General features: G+C 39.9%; 16 protein-coding genes. 8 read left to right on the top strand and 8 right to left on the bottom strand.

Annotated elements, in window-relative coordinates; all coding sequences use genetic code 11:
* Window positions 1-77 precede the first annotated feature (77 nt).
* The 4 genes from IM793_RS03100 to IM793_RS03085 all read right to left on the bottom strand — a co-directional run bounded on the left by IM793_RS03100 (window position 78) and on the right by IM793_RS03085 (window position 5,186).
* Entirely contained in the window at window positions 78-1,889 is a 1,812-nt protein-coding gene (locus IM793_RS03100; protein ID WP_193419693.1) for a BACON domain-containing protein, read from the bottom strand.
* 163 nt (window positions 1,890-2,052) lie between these two features.
* The gene (locus IM793_RS03095; protein ID WP_193419692.1) at window positions 2,053-2,943 is read right to left on the bottom strand and encodes a FimB/Mfa2 family fimbrial subunit; all 891 of its coding nucleotides are present in this window, start codon (window positions 2,941-2,943) and stop codon (window positions 2,053-2,055) included.
* Between the two features lie 127 nt (window positions 2,944-3,070).
* Window positions 3,071-4,399: an Mfa1 family fimbria major subunit gene (locus tag IM793_RS03090; protein WP_193419691.1), complete on the bottom strand. Its 1,329-nt coding sequence runs from the start codon at window positions 4,397-4,399 to the stop codon at window positions 3,071-3,073.
* Window positions 4,400-4,574: 175 nt separating this feature from the next.
* Window positions 4,575-5,186, bottom strand: coding sequence for a DUF3575 domain-containing protein (locus IM793_RS03085; RefSeq protein ID WP_193419690.1), 612 nt, complete (start codon window positions 5,184-5,186; stop codon window positions 4,575-4,577).
* Between the two features lie 506 nt (window positions 5,187-5,692).
* Between IM793_RS03085 and IM793_RS03080 the strand changes: the two genes are divergently transcribed.
* From IM793_RS03080 to IM793_RS03055, 6 genes are all read left to right on the top strand, one after another.
* Window positions 5,693-6,376 (top strand): response regulator transcription factor, encoded by a 684-nt coding sequence (locus tag IM793_RS03080; RefSeq protein ID WP_193419689.1) that lies wholly within the window; start codon window positions 5,693-5,695, stop codon window positions 6,374-6,376.
* A 26-nt stretch (window positions 6,377-6,402) separates the two neighbouring features.
* Window positions 6,403-7,770 (top strand): HAMP domain-containing sensor histidine kinase, encoded by a 1,368-nt coding sequence (locus IM793_RS03075; RefSeq protein ID WP_193419688.1) that lies wholly within the window; start codon window positions 6,403-6,405, stop codon window positions 7,768-7,770.
* 260 nt (window positions 7,771-8,030) lie between these two features.
* Window positions 8,031-8,732 (top strand): MgtC/SapB family protein, encoded by a 702-nt coding sequence (locus IM793_RS03070; RefSeq protein ID WP_193419687.1) that lies wholly within the window; start codon window positions 8,031-8,033, stop codon window positions 8,730-8,732.
* A gap of 34 nt (window positions 8,733-8,766) precedes the next feature.
* The gene (gene mgtA, locus IM793_RS03065) at window positions 8,767-11,472 is read left to right on the top strand and encodes a magnesium-translocating P-type ATPase (RefSeq protein ID WP_193419686.1); all 2,706 of its coding nucleotides are present in this window, start codon (window positions 8,767-8,769) and stop codon (window positions 11,470-11,472) included.
* Window positions 11,463-11,612, top strand: a complete 150-nt coding sequence (locus tag IM793_RS03060; protein ID WP_166792150.1) for a hypothetical protein — start codon at window positions 11,463-11,465, stop codon at window positions 11,610-11,612. Before mgtA ends, IM793_RS03060 begins: the two co-directional genes overlap by 10 nt.
* A 35-nt stretch (window positions 11,613-11,647) precedes the next feature.
* Entirely contained in the window at window positions 11,648-11,908 is a 261-nt protein-coding gene (locus IM793_RS03055; protein WP_193419685.1) for a hypothetical protein, read from the top strand.
* 77 nt (window positions 11,909-11,985) lie between these two features.
* Here the strand turns inward: IM793_RS03055 and IM793_RS03050 are convergent, their stop codons facing one another.
* The 3 genes from IM793_RS03050 to IM793_RS03040 are packed head-to-tail and all read right to left on the bottom strand — an operon-like array spanning window position 11,986 to window position 14,441.
* A complete protein-coding gene (locus tag IM793_RS03050) occupies window positions 11,986-12,441 on the bottom strand; it encodes a pyridoxamine 5'-phosphate oxidase family protein (protein ID WP_121282221.1) in 456 nt (151 codons plus the stop codon).
* 30 nt (window positions 12,442-12,471) lie between these two features.
* On the bottom strand, window positions 12,472-13,509 hold the full coding sequence (gene adhP / locus IM793_RS03045; protein ID WP_193419684.1) for an alcohol dehydrogenase AdhP: 1,038 nt from the start codon (window positions 13,507-13,509) through the stop codon (window positions 12,472-12,474).
* Window positions 13,510-13,565: 56 nt separating this feature from the next.
* On the bottom strand, window positions 13,566-14,441 hold the full coding sequence (locus tag IM793_RS03040; protein ID WP_193419683.1) for a universal stress protein: 876 nt from the start codon (window positions 14,439-14,441) through the stop codon (window positions 13,566-13,568).
* 604 nt (window positions 14,442-15,045) lie between these two features.
* Here IM793_RS03040 and IM793_RS03035 point away from each other — a divergent pair.
* The gene (locus IM793_RS03035) at window positions 15,046-15,522 is read left to right on the top strand and encodes a hypothetical protein (RefSeq protein WP_193419682.1); all 477 of its coding nucleotides are present in this window, start codon (window positions 15,046-15,048) and stop codon (window positions 15,520-15,522) included.
* 365 nt (window positions 15,523-15,887) lie between these two features.
* Window positions 15,888-16,427, top strand: coding sequence for an AAA family ATPase (locus IM793_RS03030; RefSeq protein WP_193419681.1), 540 nt, complete (start codon window positions 15,888-15,890; stop codon window positions 16,425-16,427).
* Window positions 16,428-16,527: 100 nt separating this feature from the next.
* Here IM793_RS03030 and IM793_RS03025 read toward each other — a convergent pair whose 3' ends face one another.
* Window positions 16,528-18,390 carry a LuxR C-terminal-related transcriptional regulator gene (locus tag IM793_RS03025; RefSeq protein ID WP_193419680.1) on the bottom strand — a complete coding sequence of 621 codons (1,863 nt, stop codon included), beginning with the start codon at window positions 18,388-18,390 and terminating at the stop codon, window positions 16,528-16,530.
* Window positions 18,391-18,534 lie beyond the last annotated feature (144 nt).

Here is an 18,534-nt window from a genome sequence, read left to right as displayed (position 1 = left end):
CATAAGCATATTTTATTGCTGTTTGTAAGCGGTGTACTTATGATGGTTTCATCGCATTTTGCGTTAAGTTTTTGTTATTACAACGGGATACTTTTTACACATCTGGCCCGGTATTTTACAGAAGTTTTTAAAGTTATAGTGCTTAAGGTACCCCCACCAGGGTTAGCGTTGATGATATGGGCCCAGGCGCCAGAGGAATTATTGATATAATTTGTACCTGTCCAGTAAAAATACTGTCTGTCAAAAAGAGTTGCCCCAGCCTCACGAAGAGCTTTTTCAACAGCACTGCGCTGATTGTATTGGTACGGAATAAGGCGGGTTAATTCATCATAGTTGGGCAAACGCCAGCCTTCACCATATACCTGGGCACAGCTGCCTGTACGCGCAGGGTTTAACTGAATTTTCAAGGCATCTAATGTAGATGTAGACCCATCCTTTACATTTGCTGCAAGGTACCAGGTAGGTAAACCGGGAAGGTCGTCCTTGGCCACATATACATCAAGACCTGGCAAATTATCTGCAAAGTTTGGTACAGCCTGGGTAACCTTGATGGTTTTACTTAATATTCCGGATTTGAAAGTGAGTGTACCTGTTCTGGATGCGCCTGATTTATTACTGGCTACATTAAAAGAAAAATTTTGCGCCTGGCCGGCCGGGCCACTGCCAGCGGCTGGAATTATCCAATTTGTACTTGAAGTAACGGTCCACCCGCCTGAATAAGTGGCATTAAGATCAAGGTTTATCCGTTTCCTTCCACCATTATCCTGGAAAATTTCCTGCCCAACCTTTAATTCATAAACTTCGGGGATATTCACGTCGGGTAAATTGGCTTCACTCCATTGGGTAATGCCTACCGTTATGTTTACGGGCCTGTTATGCCATGCCAACTCCTTATCTGCAATACCTGCACCATTTACCTTAATTATATTTACAGTATAATGGTGATTGCGCAACAATGCGATGGGCTTACCCCTATTATCAACCATATCTATCCTGTAATAGGTGATCTGGTTACTGCCCTTGTATTTTCCACCAATTACCAGCCCTGTTGCCTCAGATGTAAAGACATCTGAGGCCGCTTTGCTCTCAAAAAGATAAATTTCATTTTTCAGTTCGGTGGAAGGCTGGTCAAGGTGATAATCCTGAACCGGTAAAAACTGAACACAAGCTGGTAAACTTACCTCTGTTACAGATTGATGATTTACATCATAATTGGTTGAAAAAGGCACAATCTGACCGCTGTTGTTAGCGTTAAAGATACTCACCGAAGTTATCCGGAAATCATTGCCTGCATCTTGTGCTAAAACTACATCTATAGCTGCCAAACTGCGCAATACACTAAAAGTCATGCTACTGGTTTGCACATTTACTCCTTTTACAATCTCACCTTCTCCCCACATCGGGAAAGGTATGAAATTAGCAGAAGTTGCCGCTGTCCATTTTTCACTGCTTAACTTAACCAGGCTATGCAATATATCGTCTTTAGGTTTACCCTCGATAAATGAACCCGCTGCTTTTTGTACTTCCTCCCTGGCATTACAAAGAATTACAAAACGGTAATCGTCTGTAGTTTTTACTAAATCCGCATAAAAAGCGGCCTCTCCCAACATGCCGTCTGCTGCCAGTATGATTCCTTTTGTATAATATGAAAAAAGTTCTTTGCCATCCACTATTTTAAAAGCAAACAAATCTATGGATGCTATCCTGTTTTCATCATTTTCGGTAATGGCATAGGTTTTGGGCTGCACAGATTTGGGCAGGTTCAACATGAGTTTCACCCTCTGATTTATTGCCCCATCTGGCATACTTTCGAATTGTGCTGTTTCTTTACGACAACTTACAATTGCCATACTACACATCAGCATAAATGCATATAGATACTTTTTCATCAGCATATAATTATTCGTTATTATTTCATCTTTTTTAACGGAACTCATGCTTGCTTCGCAGCTTGTTTTTTAGCGGCAATAAAGCTACCATGGGCATATTTACTATTGTTTGTGAATAGGTATGCTCATGATGGTTTCATTAGTACCCATTTTTATGATTAAACTATAGCTCCATTTCTGAGTATTGCACTTTCCAGCCATTTATAACAATTTCAATATTATGGGAAAGGGAATAATTAATCTGTATATTAATTACAGGTTCACAGTTAAAATCGACCTGGCTAAATTTGGCCAGTAGCGTTTTGACATCAGCATTAAAAATGTCGACATCGTTAATTAAATCGCGTATTATTAACCTGGATGCCTGATTTCCGGCAGGCCAAAGAATACCCGTATTTGCATGATAAACATCCTGTTTTACGGCATTGGTATAAAGCTTTGCAGTTGTAAAATGATCTGTAGCAAAATTGTAGGTTAAATTATTTGTTAAGCTATACCCAATGGCATTATAACTTATTCTTGCCTGGTAACTATGGTTAACCAAACCACCATTTAAAGTTAAATTGAGCGGTTTGCCCACTAATTTCATGGCTATTGAACATGCATTGTTTTGTGTTATTTTAACCTGTTGCAGTACTCCAATAAAAAATGCCCCGTTTTCTGTTTCTTTATCACCATCTTTCACCACATAGGAGGGGATATAAAATTCGCTAAGACGCGTCTGCCCATTTATAAGGCTTTGGTTTGCAAAATGCTTGTCACTTAATCCCGCTACTGCCACAAGGGTATAAACCCCCTGTTTCAGGTTTAATGTAATTTGCTCATCCGCCCCGAAAGAAACTCCGGCATTAGAAAAACGGCCCGATAAAATACCCGACTGGTTAAACGCAAAAACAGTGAGCTGACCACTCTTTGTATAAACCGGCCGATTATTACAGCTATCTGGTTGGGTAAAATAAACAGCTATCTTAAATTCACAATCCTCCAGCTTCTCTTTTATACAAGCTTGGGTTGACACCATGAGCACCAGTATAATTATAAATATCCTTCTCATATTCAAAATGGTATAATTGCATTTTTTAAATAAAGCTGTTTAAAAGAGCCGTTTTTGTTATGGGAATAAGCAGATTTCTGCAATTCAGAAATCTGCTTATTCATCTTTAAAAAGCTTCAGACAAATTTTAAATTTCGTAATCTGCAACGTGCATAGCCCATGGTACAATGGTAATGGTAGCCTCTATGCTTACTTTTTTAGATGGTGCGATTGGATCTGTAGGCGATATCGGGTCTGGTGATATTAGTGGTTTTCCGGGATTAGCAGGCGTACCGTTGTCGCCATTGATCTGGTTTTCGCCCGGCGTTCCTAAACCGTTAATTTTGGTAACAGTTGCATTATAATATACATTTCTCAGTAAGTCATATTTGCCTTCACCCATTACGTTTCCTTCTGGATTTAAATATAAGCGGTAGTAGCAATGGCCGTTATTGTAAGTAATTGGTGCTGCACCTCCATTTGCTATAGCATATTCCTGTGCCTCTTCTAATGCACCAAAGTAGTATACCCCAAAATTGGTGAATACGGCATAGAATGTTCCATCGGCTGCAAGCGGGTTGGTACCGGTTAGTACAGACGGCGTAAACTTGGCCCTTACACTAACATAGGTTACCTGATTGTGTTGGTGCTCTTTAGAGGTATTCTCTGGCACATATACCACATTTTGGCTACCAACGGTGGCCGAGGCAGCATTTACCGGATGGAAACTGGCAACATCTACCAATTTTAAATCAGAAGCATTATGCGCTGCAGCCAACCAGTTAGCATCCTTAAAGTTAACTAAAGGAGCTACAATTTGTTTTGTATTTGCCTGGCCTATAGTATAATTAAGTTCTGACAAATTACCACCTGCTATATTAGAAAGCATTAAAGATTGTCCAGATTTCACACTGGTTTTAGCAACCAAGCGGCTAACAGGTACTGTTATTTTGTTGGCACCGTCAATATCTGAAATGGTGATACGGTTGATACTTTCGTTAAACATGGCAACAGAACCATCGCCGTTTACCAAAGCAGGCATATCTACGTTGATAGCGGTATTCATGTTGGCGTAGTTTGACTTTAATTTGTTTACAATTTCCTGAGGAAGGTTTACGCCAGCAAAAACCTGTTTGGCGCCAGTTTTCACATCAAGAGATTGCGCTTTGATCGTTTTTCCATCAGCTTCATAAATATCACTTCCCTCAATATGGACATAAGAGGTAAGCGTGAAAGGTGCCCCATCATCATACACAAATACATCTATCGTATTGATTTTCATCTCCGCATCAGTTGCATTGTCATCTCCCACGGCATAAGTAGATACAGATTTTGGTGCGGTTACCATTAGCTGAAGCCTGGCATCTTTTCCATTACTTCCGCTAAAATTAACTCCGTTTTTTTGATCTTTTTTACAAGCTGCTATTGATAAGGCAGCGAATGCCACAAAGGCATAATTTTTAATAAACTTTTTCATCGTTATATCATTTATTTTTATTGCTGATGAAGCTATCATGCGCATGTTTATAAGGTTTGCCCATGATGGTTTCATTTTACTTTTGTTTAATTATTCCTTTTATTTATTGTATAGAAAGGCCTTACAACACTTTTTAAGCATTATTCAACCGTTGTTTTCACTAATTTTTGGGTTATTACCTAATCTTGTATACTAATGAGATTGAAAATTTTGTGGGACCGAAGTAAACTTTGCTTTCTTCTCCTGTTTTAGCGCCACAGTGCTGGCAATCATAAACGTCATAATCCATAAATGCATAGCCTAAACCTAAAACTGATTCAACACCAAACCTATCATTGATCATGTGCGTATAACCTCCCGATACCCCCATTCCGAAAAGATTTCCCTGGTAGCGGTTTTCTTTCAGTTGCCTGTTAATCCCCGAGATACCTCCTACATTATAGTAAGCATAATGCGCATGAAGGCCTACAAAGAATTTACTGAAAGCTTCTCTCTGCCACAGCCTTAGTTCGGGTTGCACAGCGATGTGTTTTAGTTTGGCATCTCCACCATAGTTAAAGGGGTTATAGGACACCGGTATATGCAGGGTAAGCGGGTGTGCGGTGTTATCCGGGCTTAAGCTTATTTCACCTGCGATATTGATATTTCTTAATGCAATGGCTGGTAGATTGGTCTTTATAACAAGTTGATGTTCTTTAAAGAAAGTATTTTCCTTTTCCTGCGCCAGCACCCTGCCACAGCAAATTAATAGTATAAAGAAACATATAGATAGTAGCTTTTTTTTCATGACTTATTTATTTAATTAATCCGGGATCATTTAAAATGGCTTAACCTTTTCACGCCGCAAAATTCGGTTTTATGCCTTTTAAGTGAGGCTATGTTCAGCCATTAAACTATCAGATTAAGACAAAAAAAGAGGTATGTTTCTTGCCTGTTTAGACGTTTTTCACTAAAACATCTCCCAGGCAGCGGCAAAATGAAATGATTTACTATACCCTATTCTTTACTCAGCGATAAGCTTTGGATGTATAAGCAGGTCTACAACGGAGCCATTATACATTAATGATGCTATGCGGACGGATGCGCTAATGGAAACCTATTGTGAAATTTATGGGTTAGCATTTCCTGGTTTTATCAACCTAAAATAGTTTTCATTTGCCCGCCCTTCAAATTCAACGGCCGTTCAATGATGTTACTCCTGTAAGCATTTAAACCCTTTTCTAAAATTTTTAAAACACAAAAACATAAATTATAGGCAAATAATATTGAAGTTTGCACTTATAAATTTTCGGTATGCAGATTCTGGTAATAGAAGATGAACAAAGGGTAGCTGAACTGATCCATAAAGGGTTGACCGAACTTGGTTTCCAGGTTACCCTTGCTTATGATGGAGAAATGGGAAAGAAACTGGCCTTATCAAAATCATTTGATCTGATCCTTATGGATTTGATCCTGCCAAAAATAAACGGGATAGACCTGTGTAAAGAGATCAGGCTTAGCCTTCCCAATATCCCTATTATTATGCTTACCGCATTGGGTACCACCGATGATAAGATTGAAGGCTTTGATGCCGGTGCAAACGATTACCTGGTAAAACCCTTTGATTTCAGAGAGCTTCATGCACGGATCAGGGCTTTGATTAATCGGAACCAGGCTTTAAACAATACTTTTAGCCAGGGTTTTATCCTCCGCTTTGCCGATCTTGAAATGAATTTGGAAACCAAAATGGTACAAAGGAACAATGAGCCCGTTAACCTTACACCTAAAGAATTCCGCTTATTGGAGTATATGATGGGAAACTCAGAAAGGGTACTGTCCAGAACGGAAATAGCTGAAAAAGTTTGGGACACTTTTGATTCGGGCACAAATTTTATCGATGTTTATATCAATTACCTCAGAAAGAAAATAGATAAAAACCATAGTGTTAAACTGATCCATACCAAGCCGGGTATGGGCTTCATATTTAAAGAAGGATAAAACATTGTTACCATTAAAACTCAAATATGAAAATAAGGGTAAAACTTCTGTTGTTATTTCTCACGCTTTTTGCCTCGCTGCTCCTCGCCTTTGCGGTATTTATTTATATCTACTCTGCAAAGACAAGAAAAGACCAGTATTATAAACAGCTAAAAAGAGAAGCAATTACAAAAGCTAACCTGCTTTTTGATGCAAAAGTACCTGCAGCAGTATTACAGCTCATTTATAAAACTACGCCCAATTCGCTTTTTGAAGAAGAGGTAGCAATATACGACACCTCGTTTCACCTCCTTTACCATGATGCGGTACAGATAGACAAGGTTAAGGAAACACGAAAAATGATCGATCAGATTGTGCAGGAAAAAGAAATTACCTTCGATCAGGGTTCGTTACAGGTGGTAGGCCTGCTCTATGAGCACCATCAAAAAACCTATGTAATCACAGCAGCTGCTAGCGACCAGTATGGCTTAAACCGTTTGCAAGCGTTTAAATACGCTTTAATTGTTTCTTTTATCATCATCATCAGTTTAACCATTGCCGCTGGTTATTACTTTGTTAGCAGGGCATTAAAACCGGTAACCGAAATTGTAGATAAAGTAGCTCAAATTACGGCGACCAATCTGTATAACCGCGTTCAGGTAAAAAACCAAAAAGATGAGATTGGCGAACTGGCACATACCTTTAACGGTATGCTTGATCGCCTGGAGCAATCTTTCGATAGTCAGAAAAGTTTTGTCAGCAATATCTCCCACGAACTCCGCACACCATTATCAACAATTATAGGCGAACTACAACTGGCGCTGATTAGGGAACGCAATACGGATGAGTATAAAGAAATCATCAAACTTTCATTAAATGATGCCCAAAGTTTGGCAAAGCTCTCAAATGGTCTGCTCGATCTTGCAAAAGCCAGCTATGATCAAAACACCGTAAGCATGAAAAAACTCCGTGCAGACGAACTCTTAATGGAAGCCAGGGAAGCCGTACTTAAAATCAGTGAAAATTATAAAGTTGATGTGCAGTTTGCCCGCGAAATTGAGGATGATGATGATATCTTAATTAACGGGAACGAGTATTTATTGAAAGTGGCGTTTATTAACCTGATTGAAAATGCCTGCAAGTTTTCTCCAAATCACTTGTGCACCATAGAAATTGATTTTAATGCTACACGAATCAGTTTAAGTTTTAAAGATACCGGAATAGGAATCCCTCCTGAAGATATACCAAACATATTTACCGCTTTTTACAGGGGTAAAAATAAAGACTTTAGCTCAGGAAATGGAATAGGGCTATCGCTCAGCCAAAAAATCATTTCTATGCATCAGGGAACTATACAGCTCAATTCAATTGTAAACAAGGGCAGCACGTTCAGGATTGATATCCCGCATCTTTAGTAATCCTGCATTATTCTGTATTGATTCTTATTGGTTTTCCGCCTCGGATAAGCTAACTGCCCGATCTTTTCTAATGAATTTCTAATAAATTTCTGTTTCTCTTCTAACAGCCTCTTTAAAAGGCATTTTCTACTTTTGCAGCACAATAAAAAAGAACAATAATGGACGCAGGCCCCTATTTCAAAACAACAATTAATGGTTTAACCGCCCCTCAGGCATAAATTTCTTTTATGTCCGGTTCGGGCATAGAAAAGAAATTTATGACACTTTTTGAATTCACCCTCAGAATAACAATAGCTTTTATGTTGGGTGCCGCTATCGGCACAGAACGCCAATGGCGCCAAAGGATGGCTGGATTAAGGACCAATATGCTCGTTTGCTTTGGTGCCTGCATGTTTGTTTCCTTAGGCGTAAAGGAAGGTGGCGATGCTGCCGGTAGGGTGATCTCTTACGTAGTTAGTGGAATTGGCTTTCTTGGTGCGGGAGTCATCATGAAAGACGGACTTAACGTGCGTGGGTTAAATACTGCAGCAACTTTATGGTGCTCTGCAGCCGTTGGCGCATCCTGTGGAATAGGACTTCTTCCTGAAGCTGGGATTTTTACCACTTTCGTTATTCTCACCCATGTATTTATGCGCCCTGTTGGCGTAAAACTAAGCCGCCTGCCTTTAAAAAACACGCATGTCCCAGTGCCTTATGTACTTATTATTAAATGCAGACAGGATGTAGAAAACCATCTCCGCGTTTTGCTGCTACAGTTTACCGGCAACGACAGTAAGCTTCTACTCAGATCGTTAAAAAGCACCGATGGTGAAAACCCGGTAACCGCCATTATTACGGCAGAAATATTTGCCAATAACAATGAAGATGCGTCGATGGAAAAAATCGCGGGCCGCTTAACCATAGAACAGCAGGTTTCTGAGGTCAGCTGGAACAAGGCCGGCGACGAAAATGACTTATAAACAATTGAATTACCATCCTTAATAAACAACACAGATGACAGTTGCAAAAGAAATCAAAAGACTCCTTCCCGAGCACAGAACAACATGGTTAAATAACAACCAGGAAGCGGCGGGTACCAAACTACAAAATATTTCAAGAGCAGACCATAACTTTTATTTTGCCATTCTCGAAAGTAGCGAGGAGGGGCTTTCGGCCATTCAATCAAAGGAAAGGTTAAACCACTTTGGCTTAAATGAGGTACACCATGAAAAAGCGCCTACATGGGTTAAACAGCTTTTACAGGCTTTTATAAATCCTTTTATAGGTATACTGCTCATCATTGCTATCATATCTTTCATCCTCGATGTTTGGCTGGCCCCTAAGGGAATGGAAGACTACAAAACCGTTACCATGGTGGGTATTATGGTACTGGCCAGCTCCCTGTTGCGCTTTTCTCAGGAGTACCGGAGCAACCGTGCTGCCGAGCAGCTTAAAAGTATGGTTAAAACTACCGCTACTGTTTTAAGAAAACTGGTAGGCAAAAAAGAAGTGGACATCAAAAAGTTAGTACCAGGCGATATCATCATACTTTCTGCAGGAGATATGATCCCCGCCGATTGCCGGATTATACAATCAAAAGATCTTTTTGTTAGCCAGTCTATGCTTACCGGAGAAGCCCTACCTGTTGAAAAAAGAAATCTGGTTATACGAAATGCGGAAAAAAAACCGCTGTTTGAGCTTGATAATATCTGTTTTATGGGTACCAATGTAGTGAGTGGCTTCGCTACCGCCGTAGTGGTAAATACCGGAAACCAAACTTATTTCGGCTCATTAAGTAAAGAAATTGTAGGTAAACGGGCCGAAACCAATTTCGATAAAGGGGTAAACAAGGTAAGCTACCTGCTCATCAGCTTTATGGTGGTGATGGTGCCCCTTATCTTCTTGATTAATGGGCTGGTAAAAGGAAACTGGTGGGATGCTTTACTTTTTGCCATTGCGGTGGCTGTAGGGTTAACGCCAGAGATGCTGCCCATGATTGTGACTGCTAACCTGGCGAAAGGCGCAGTGAATATGAGCAAGCATAAAGTGATTATTAAACGCCTTAATGCCATACAGAATACTGGTGCAATGGATGTGCTCTGCACAGACAAAACCGGAACACTAACCATGGATAAAATTGTACTGGAACGGCACCTGAATATTTTTGGTGATGATGATGAAGAGGTTTTAAAATGGGCCTACCTGAATAGTTTTCACCAAACGGGCTTAAAAAACCTGCTTGATGTTGCTGTACTGGAGCATGTAGAACTTCATGATTACCTGAAAGTTGAAGAAAGCTTTTTAAAAGCTGATGAAATCCCTTTTGATTTCCAAAGACGCAGAATGTCGGTGATTTTAAAACAGCGCAATGGCAGGCACCTGCTCATCTGCAAAGGTGCGGTTGAAGAAATGCTCGATCTATGCAGCCATGCTTTTAACCCGGGCGATGATAAACAATTGCATATCGAATCGGATAAAGTAATGCCTATGGATGAAAACACAAGGCAAATGATTCTGAACACCTCAAAAAAATTAAACGCAGAAGGCTTAAGGGTTTTACTGGTTGCTATCCGTGAGTTTGACGATAGGGCTTTGAACTATTCTGTAATAGACGAAGATCAGATGATCCTGACCGGTTTTATCGGATTTCTTGACCCTGCAAAACCTTCTGCAAAAACTGCGATTGAGGCCCTGCAGAACCTGGGCGTTAATATTAAGGTACTTACAGGCGACAATGAAATCGTAACCAAAAAGATCTGTAGGGATGTAGGTATTCCTTACAACAGGATATTACTGGGTACCGAAATGGAGAAAATGAGCGATCAGGAGCTACAGGAACAAATTGCTGATGTTTCCATTCTGGCAAAACTCAGTCCCATCCAAAAATCAAGAGTAGTTAAAATACTGCAGGCAAAAGGCCATACCGTGGGTTTTATGGGCGATGGAATCAATGATGCTGTAGCCTTAAGGGATGCCGATGTGGGCATCAGCGTGGATACAGCAGTTGATATTGCAAAAGAAAGTGCCGATATCATCCTGCTCGAAAAGGACCTGATGGTTTTACGTAAAGGAGTAATCTACGGACGGAGAACTTTCGGAAACATTATTAAGTACATCAAAATGACGGCCAGCAGCAATTTTGGCAATATGTTCAGCATGTTGGGTGCAAGTGCATTTCTGCCTTTTTTACCTATGCTTCCGGTGCAGATCCTGATCCAGAACTTATTGTATGATGTTTCCCAGATTTCGATTCCCTGGGACAAAATGGATGATGATTTTATCAAAGAACCTAAGAAATGGGATGCTTCAGGAATCAGGAGGTTTATGCTGTACATCGGCCCGATCAGCTCCATCTTTGATTATGCCATGTTTGCCGTGATGTTCTTCGTGTTTAAAGCCAACAGCCCCCAGCACCAACAGCTGTTTCAAAGTGGCTGGTTTATAGAAGGTTTATTATCTCAGACCCTGATTGTACACATGATCCGTACACGGAAGATCCCTTTTATACAAAGCTGGGCAACTACGCCTGTGGTGGTGCTTACCTCGCTCATTATGGTTATCGGAATCTTTATTCCTTTTTCTCCATTTGCTGCTTCACTAAAAATGGAACCATTACCAATTACCTATTTCCCATGGTTAATCGGCATATTGGCTGCGTACTGCGTGCTAACTCAATTCATTAAAACCCTGTATATCAAAAAATTTAACCAATGGCTTTAACCCGCTCCAATAAACTTTGGATGATGGCCATTATATACCTCATCCTAATGGTTGCCCTGGCAGACTGGCTGGAATATCATTTCCACAACAGCAATAAACATTCAATAAAGCAAACAGATCAATATGAAAATAAAAAGTAACTATAACCTTTTCATTCCGGCTTTGATTATACTTATTGGCGATAGCCAGTTCCTGTAAACAACAGGCTGCACCGAAAGAAACTACAAGCTTAATGCAACATGGAGATTTCATTATCATTCCAGATCATGATCCTTTAAGGGCAAAGCTAAAGGAAATCTCGGTAGATACCGACGCCTATCGTGTACAAATCGCAACAGCGGGAACAGTAAAGGCCATCCCTACCCAATATAGAGCGAGATTTAAAGATTGGGTTCAATTCCCCCCACTCTCTCCGCCTGAAAAAACTAAAGCCTGAAATCATGCGATTTCAGGCTTTTTTCATTTAAACATCCTGTCCTAATTCAAATACTGATCATATTCTTTTAAAACTTATCAATTACTCCTGTCATTAACCTCAAATCGGCCAGTTTTCAGGTGCAGCACAATTTTGAACACGATAATTTCTTCATCATGCGCATCTGTTTTGCCTGTGCCATGCGATGGCTGCTCTGATGGTGTATTGGTTAAGGGCATCATCCGGTGGATAATGCCCTGCAAAACATTTTGTTTTTCTGAAGTATCGGTGATTTCTTCAAATTTGCCCCAGCACACCACACTTTTCCAGTTGAAGGTGTCGCGGATCTGGTCAATCTGGAAGCAAACCTGTGGGTTGCTTCTCATCATCCTGATTTTTTGTCCGGGAGCAGAATGGGCATAAACTGTACCGCTGCGGTAAACATAATTAATAGGCACAATGTAACTCACCCCATGGGCGTGGCAGCCTAAACGACCTATATATTGCTCTTTAAGGAGCTTTTCGACTTCCTCTTCTTCTAATTTCCCTAACATTTTTTAAAAATTAATGTTGAATATTTATTACTAAGCTGTTCCCGAAATATCTAAAACAACCCTTCCCTCAATCTCTCCCATTTTCATCTGTTCAAATACTTCATTAATATCTTCCAGTTTTGCAGACTTAATCTGCGCTTTCACCTTGCCATCTACGGCGAATTCAATAGCCTCCTGCATATCTTTTCTCGTACCAACAATAGAACCCCTGATGGTAATCCTGTTCAGCACGGTATCAAATATGGGAAGGTCGAAACTGCCTGGAGGTAATCCATTTAACGATAAAGTGCCTTTTCTTCGCAATGCGGAAAGCCCCTGACTGAAAGCAATAGGCGATACTGCAGTTACCAATACGCCATGCATTCCCCCGGTTTGTTTTTTAAGAAATTCCCCAGGATCCTGTTCAAGTGCGTTAACCACAATGTCAGCACCCAGTTTTCTGGCCATTTCCAATTTATCATTTGAAACATCAATTGCAGCAACCTGAAAACCCATGGCTTTTGCATATTGAACCCCCAGATGGCCTAATCCGCCAATTCCCGATATAGCAACCCATTCGCCTGCTTTTACCTCGGTTTCTTTTAAACCTTTGTAAACGGTAACCCCGGCACAAATAATCGGTGCCATTTCTGCAAAATTTACATGCGAAGGAAAATGGGCAACATACCTGGAATCGGCAATCACATATTCTGCGAAACCGCCATCAACACTATAGCCGCCGTTTTGTTGCTCATAGCATAATGTTTCCCAACCTGTTAAACAAAATTCGCAACAGCCACAGGCACTATACAACCATGGAACGCCAACTACATCGCCTTCTTTAACACTTTTAACATCATGCCCCATGGCGGCTACCAAGCCGATGGCTTCGTGACCAGGCACCAATGGCATTTTTGATTTTACTGGCCAGTCTCCATTACAGGCGTGCAGGTCGGTATGGCATACACCACATGAAATTACTTTCACCAGGATCTCGTATTGATTGAGCGGTCTGACCTTAAGTTCTTCTATGGCCAGAGGTCCTCCATATTCATGGATAACAGCGGCTTTCATTGTTTTAGGATACATGTTTTTTGTTTAGGAATAGATTGTACAATTAAGTTTTATGCAATGATCGGCTGGCTTTACATCGGAATGCGATGTTCAGGCGGCAAAACCAGAAGCGGGATCTGAATATGATCAGACATGTTCAGCGTATAGCTACCATTAAACAGGCGATAAAAAAATCCGTGTTTCCGGTGTACCATTGCCAGCATATCGATCTGACCATTTTCTACGATCCAGTCCAGGCCATCCTTAACCCGCTCACTGTTTACATGCCTATGGTAGATATTTCTATAATTCACCCTGTCGGCAACCCGGTTCAAAAAATCTTCGGTTGTTTGTTTGTAAACTGCCGGATCTGATGTTGAATTACCTGTATGCATAATGAGTATATCGGCGTTGAAAGGTTTTGCAAATTCGGCAAGCGCACATAAAACAGGGATGTCACTATGACTAAAATCGGTGGCGAAAGCAATTTTTTTAGGCTTCTTGAACTGATAGCCTGTGGGGATCAATAAAAGCGGTATTTCGCGCTCAATCATTTTTCTGGCATTACTACCGATTAAAATTTTGGAGAACTTGCTTGCACTGTTTAAGCCCATTACCACAAGGTTCATTTTACATTCGGTAAAATATTTATAAACCTCATCATCCACTTCTCCACGAACAAATTTCGAATATACTTCTGGCTTAAGGCTATAATCGTGATAGGCGGCTTCATATTTCTTTTCGACCTTATGAAGCAATTTCTCCAATGTTTTTTTGGCATCATCCTCCATCTTGCTGTACTCTTCATAAGGCCATACCATCGATGCTGCAACGGGAGACACCACAGGAACCTGAAAAACATTGAATAGTTCTATCCTTGCCCCAATGTTATAGGCCAGATCAGTTGCATAATTAGCTGCGTTTTCTGCTGCTGGGGAGAAATCAACAGGTACCAGGATCTTTTTCATATTGCGCTCTGTTTATTAAGCATAAAGTTTGTAAAAAACCCATGTTAAAAATATGAGCAGCATCAGCTATTTAAATGATTTTCAACTAAATGCAGCGAGGAACAGTAATTCCCAAAACTCGTTTTTTAATAAAAAAAGGAGTTATGATAAAAGATATAGTTGAATCGTCATTTCATTTGCCTGATCAAAAGAGCTCCAGGTGTTTAAGTTTTTTGATTTGAACGATTAATGAGTTTAACGAAAGCACAAGTCAGGCTTTGCCCGGGTTAAGTACTAAGACTTGTGCTAGACTGGGAACCCCAGTTGTTAAATATTTATTTGTAGCCGACATACAACATTAGGTTGATAAACTTGTCATAATAAGTAGTGCTATCAAAGTATTCTGCCAGAGTACATAAAGTATTATAAAATCAATTAAATGAAAAAATCTATTTTAATTCTAAGCTCAATATTTTTAACATTCTCAATCATTACATCTTGTAAGAAGGAGATTAACAAGATGACTTGATGTTAAAATCAGATTATGAGCAGAGTTCAAATCCTGCTGATCCAAGAACCCGTTTAAACGGTACAGCCACATGTACAGGTCTTCAATCCAATTAAAATGATAAAGCATATCTTATCAACATTCGTTCTTTTTGTGATTTGGCAGGGAACATATGGCCAGGTCTCGGCACCATATCTCTCTATGAGTTTGGAAGCTAAGGACAATAGAGCCCGTTGGCAGCCTATGCATAAAATGCCGGCTGGAGATTTCATCTTGGAATGGCTAAAATCTGGCGACATTCTTGTTTCATACAATAGAAATGAGGCTCCAACCAAGTACTTAAAGGAAACTGATTTCAGCTCTAAAGAGCTACAAAAACTTGATAAAAAGATTTCTGGTTTTAGCTTAAAGGGAATTTATCTGGATCCTGAACAGCCACCGGAATTCTACTATGTAATCTATTTTAATCCGAAAATGAAAAACTCTATTTTACTTGAATTGCATGCCGTACTTGGGCATGTTGTCTCTGCAACTTATTATTCAGATAAAAAGATAAATCCATTTCAGAACAGGATTTACAGCACTCTTAAATAAACAACACTCTGGCGGAGTATAATTATTGGGAATGTCACTAAAAATGTTTGTTTCCTGCTTTTGGTGATTTTATTGTGTATTTCAGTGAAAGTGGCTGTTCCTTAATTTGATGGTAGGCCCAGCGTCTACCAATAGGCTTATTTTTAAAACCGAAGCAGGATCGCCGATTAATATGCTGTGAATTATGGAAAGCAGTGAGGATAAACTTGTACTGATAAGCGGTTCGCGAACAGGTGGTCTCGATGATCCACAATCCATTAAATATACCCTTTTTAATGAGAAGTTACCCAAAAGAAGATGCCTTTAACCTCACCACATTACAAGTTTTAACAAACCGATAAAACAATTTGCAATATCTTTATGCCATGAAAATCCATATCCTTGGTGCATCCTGTGCAGGCTCTACCACTTTGGGCGAAACTTTATCTGCCCGGTTAAATATCCCCTATTTTGATACAGATAGTTTTTTCTGGGAAAAATCTGCTGTTCCATATACCGTAAAGAGAGAAGCCCAATTACGGAGCCGGTTGCTTAAAGACGAATTAAGAAAATCAGAAAACTATATTGTGGGCGGCTCGCTGGTAAGCTGGGGAGAGGAATGGAAACAAATGTTCGACCTTGCGGTTTTCCTTTACCTGCCAAAAGAAATCAGGATGGAACGCCTGGTGCAAAGGGAAATAGAACGTTATGGAAATCAGATTTATGACGATGCGCAACGGCACAAATTATTCCTGGAATTTATAGATTGGGCATCAAAATACGACGACCGTTCTTTTACAGGCCGAAATATCGGGATCCACGAACGTTGGCTGGAAGGCCTAAACTGCCCTGTAATAAAAATTGTGGGTGATACAACGGTATCAGAACGGTTAAAACGTATTGTAGAAGTTGTTGATCGTATTTAAAAACCCTACAATGAATATTTGTTATCCCGAGGTTTTGTTTTCGGGAAAGGCTTTTTTCAAAATATCGTTTCGCCCTTCTTTTATTGAATCTACCTGGCAATTATCCTAACTGCTGCAGAAACAGATTCAAATCCTCTTCTTTTCCCAAACCCAACTTTTGTTTGATCCGGTAACGGCTCATGCGCACACTTTTAGGTTCGATACCTAACCGGATGGAAACCTCTTTATTGGTTAAACCCATCAACATATAAGAACAGTATTTTAAATCAAGCCGCGTAAGTGTATGGTTCGCTTTCTCTTGCAGGCGTTCAAAAAAAGCAGGATTAGTATCAAAAAAATCTGTCTTATGTTCCTCAAATTCTTTATCCATCCTTTTCTGCTGATTCACAATCCGTTTAATCTGCTCATCAAGCGAAAGGTGGCTTTCAATATTTACCTTCTCTGGTATAAGCTCCAGTAGTTCATTTTTTTCTTCAATTTGTAAATTACTGGCCAATACTTCTTTCTCCAATCGCTCCTGACGCTCTTTGAGCAAAACCTGCTCAGTTTGAAGTTGCATCGCTTCAACCTCTTTTAGCTGTGCCCTTAATTCTGCAGCCTTTTTTTCCTGGTCGATCAGCTCTTGTTTTCTAATCGATGCCTTGAGCTTATAATTATAAGACATGAGCAGTAAAAGCAATGCGGCAATGCCCGTCAAACCTGAAATAATGTAAAAAACATTCAGTTTTTTGGTATACTTGGTCTGTTGGTGTAAATAGGCAATCTCCTGAGCTTTTTTTTCTGACTGATACTGTGCTTCTATCCTAATGGTGCTGTTAATTTTTTCTTCATCAAAAGCCTTTTTATAATAATTAAAATACTGCTTCAAATAGTTTAAGGCAGCCTGCTGATTACCTTTTTTTTCGGCAATACTTGCAAGCCCCTGGTATATCCGTGCCTGAGTTAACGGCATTTTTATTATGCTACCAGAAATTTTACCCAATCCGGTGAGTAATAGTTTTTCTGCTTCATCGTAATTTCCGTCGCGCAGTGCATATTCGCTCCTTAAGCCATAGCAGTTTAGTAAAACTTCCAATAAATTTGTTTTTGTAGCAATACCCATTGCGATATCCACATATTTTTCGGCACTATCGCGATATGAAGGCGGAAAGTATTGAAAATAAACATTGGCGGTATTTAAAGCTGCCGCAGCAGTATTGCTGTAGATAAGCATGCGGCCCTCCTGCTTTTTTGATAGCTGAAGTGATTTTTTATAGGTAAACAATGCCGAGTCGAGCAAATTACGTTTCAGCGTATCGAGCTTAAAATGGTCAAAATAAGTTTGTCCGATAGTAAGATAGGCATTATTCAACAGGTCCATCTGTTTGCTTTTTATTGCACTTATATAACATAAACGGGCGTATTTCTGCTGTTTTGATGGATCATTGCCATAGCCATAAAAACTGGCCAGATAATGGTATATGGTACTTTCATAGTCATCTGCATGCTGACCCTTTAAAAAATCCAGGGCTTTAAGTAGCTTTGCCACCGATTTATCATTATCATCGTTCACCAGGTCTAACCAACCACTTCTAAACCATACAAAACCCAGTGCAACGCGGTCTTTTGTTTTATGAGCATAGTACATGGCACTGTCTAAACTTGCATAGGCACTTTTCAAGTCCTTTTTCCACACGTACAAGTGAACCAGTGTTGCATAGGCCATGGCTTTACTCTTCCCGTCCTTTAACCCTCCTCCAACCTTAAGGGCTTCATTGGCCTGTTGAAAAGAAAGCTGAAGGTTTTTTTCAAAATTTGCCTTGGCCAGTTTGCAGAGCAGATTTACTTTTTCTTCCTTCGAAATGCTGTTCTGCGCCAGCAAATGATTTAAGGAATCGATATAAATCTTTTGTGCCTCGGCACTTTTAAAAAAAAGTAAAAGACAAAATAGGATACTTGATAATTTTTTCAGTGGTAGCTGCATGATCAAAAATAAAAAAGAAACATTTTACAGGAACAGAATTACAACAAATAATTGAAATTTAACTGTTTCAAAGGGTTTTTGTAGTCTCCTTGTAGACACCATTTCAAAAATTGGTAGTCGCAGTGTAGGTTCCCTTTTCTTGGT

Origin of the sequence: Pedobacter sp. MR2016-19 (assembly GCF_014947265.1) — a bacterium.
GTDB lineage: Bacteria > Bacteroidota > Bacteroidia > Sphingobacteriales > Sphingobacteriaceae > Pedobacter.
The sequence above is the reverse complement of the archived record's forward strand: the minus strand, read 5'-3'. Positions and strand labels throughout refer to the sequence as shown.

What these genes read in the sequence shown, in the direction of transcription:
- IM793_RS03070 (WP_193419687.1), top strand. Translation starts at nt 8,031, where the DNA reads ATGACACTTTTTGAATTCACCCTCAGAATAACAATAGCTTTTATGTTG.
- IM793_RS03035 (WP_193419682.1), top strand. Translation starts at nt 15,046, where the DNA reads ATGATAAAGCATATCTTATCAACATTCGTTCTTTTTGTGATTTGGCAG.
- IM793_RS03085 (WP_193419690.1), bottom strand. Translation starts at nt 5,186, where the DNA reads ATGAAAAAAAAGCTACTATCTATATGTTTCTTTATACTATTAATTTGC.
- mgtA (WP_193419686.1), top strand. Translation starts at nt 8,767, where the DNA reads ATGACAGTTGCAAAAGAAATCAAAAGACTCCTTCCCGAGCACAGAACA.
- IM793_RS03080 (WP_193419689.1), top strand. Translation starts at nt 5,693, where the DNA reads ATGCAGATTCTGGTAATAGAAGATGAACAAAGGGTAGCTGAACTGATC.
- IM793_RS03040 (WP_193419683.1), bottom strand. Translation starts at nt 14,441, where the DNA reads ATGAAAAAGATCCTGGTACCTGTTGATTTCTCCCCAGCAGCAGAAAAC.
- adhP (WP_193419684.1), bottom strand. Translation starts at nt 13,509, where the DNA reads ATGTATCCTAAAACAATGAAAGCCGCTGTTATCCATGAATATGGAGGA.
- IM793_RS03060 (WP_166792150.1), top strand. Translation starts at nt 11,463, where the DNA reads ATGGCTTTAACCCGCTCCAATAAACTTTGGATGATGGCCATTATATAC.
- IM793_RS03030 (WP_193419681.1), top strand. Translation starts at nt 15,888, where the DNA reads ATGAAAATCCATATCCTTGGTGCATCCTGTGCAGGCTCTACCACTTTG.
- IM793_RS03090 (WP_193419691.1), bottom strand. Translation starts at nt 4,399, where the DNA reads ATGAAAAAGTTTATTAAAAATTATGCCTTTGTGGCATTCGCTGCCTTA.
- IM793_RS03075 (WP_193419688.1), top strand. Translation starts at nt 6,403, where the DNA reads ATGAAAATAAGGGTAAAACTTCTGTTGTTATTTCTCACGCTTTTTGCC.
- IM793_RS03100 (WP_193419693.1), bottom strand. Translation starts at nt 1,889, where the DNA reads ATGAAAAAGTATCTATATGCATTTATGCTGATGTGTAGTATGGCAATT.
- IM793_RS03050 (WP_121282221.1), bottom strand. Translation starts at nt 12,441, where the DNA reads ATGTTAGGGAAATTAGAAGAAGAGGAAGTCGAAAAGCTCCTTAAAGAG.
- IM793_RS03025 (WP_193419680.1), bottom strand. Translation starts at nt 18,390, where the DNA reads ATGCAGCTACCACTGAAAAAATTATCAAGTATCCTATTTTGTCTTTTA.
- IM793_RS03095 (WP_193419692.1), bottom strand. Translation starts at nt 2,943, where the DNA reads ATGAGAAGGATATTTATAATTATACTGGTGCTCATGGTGTCAACCCAA.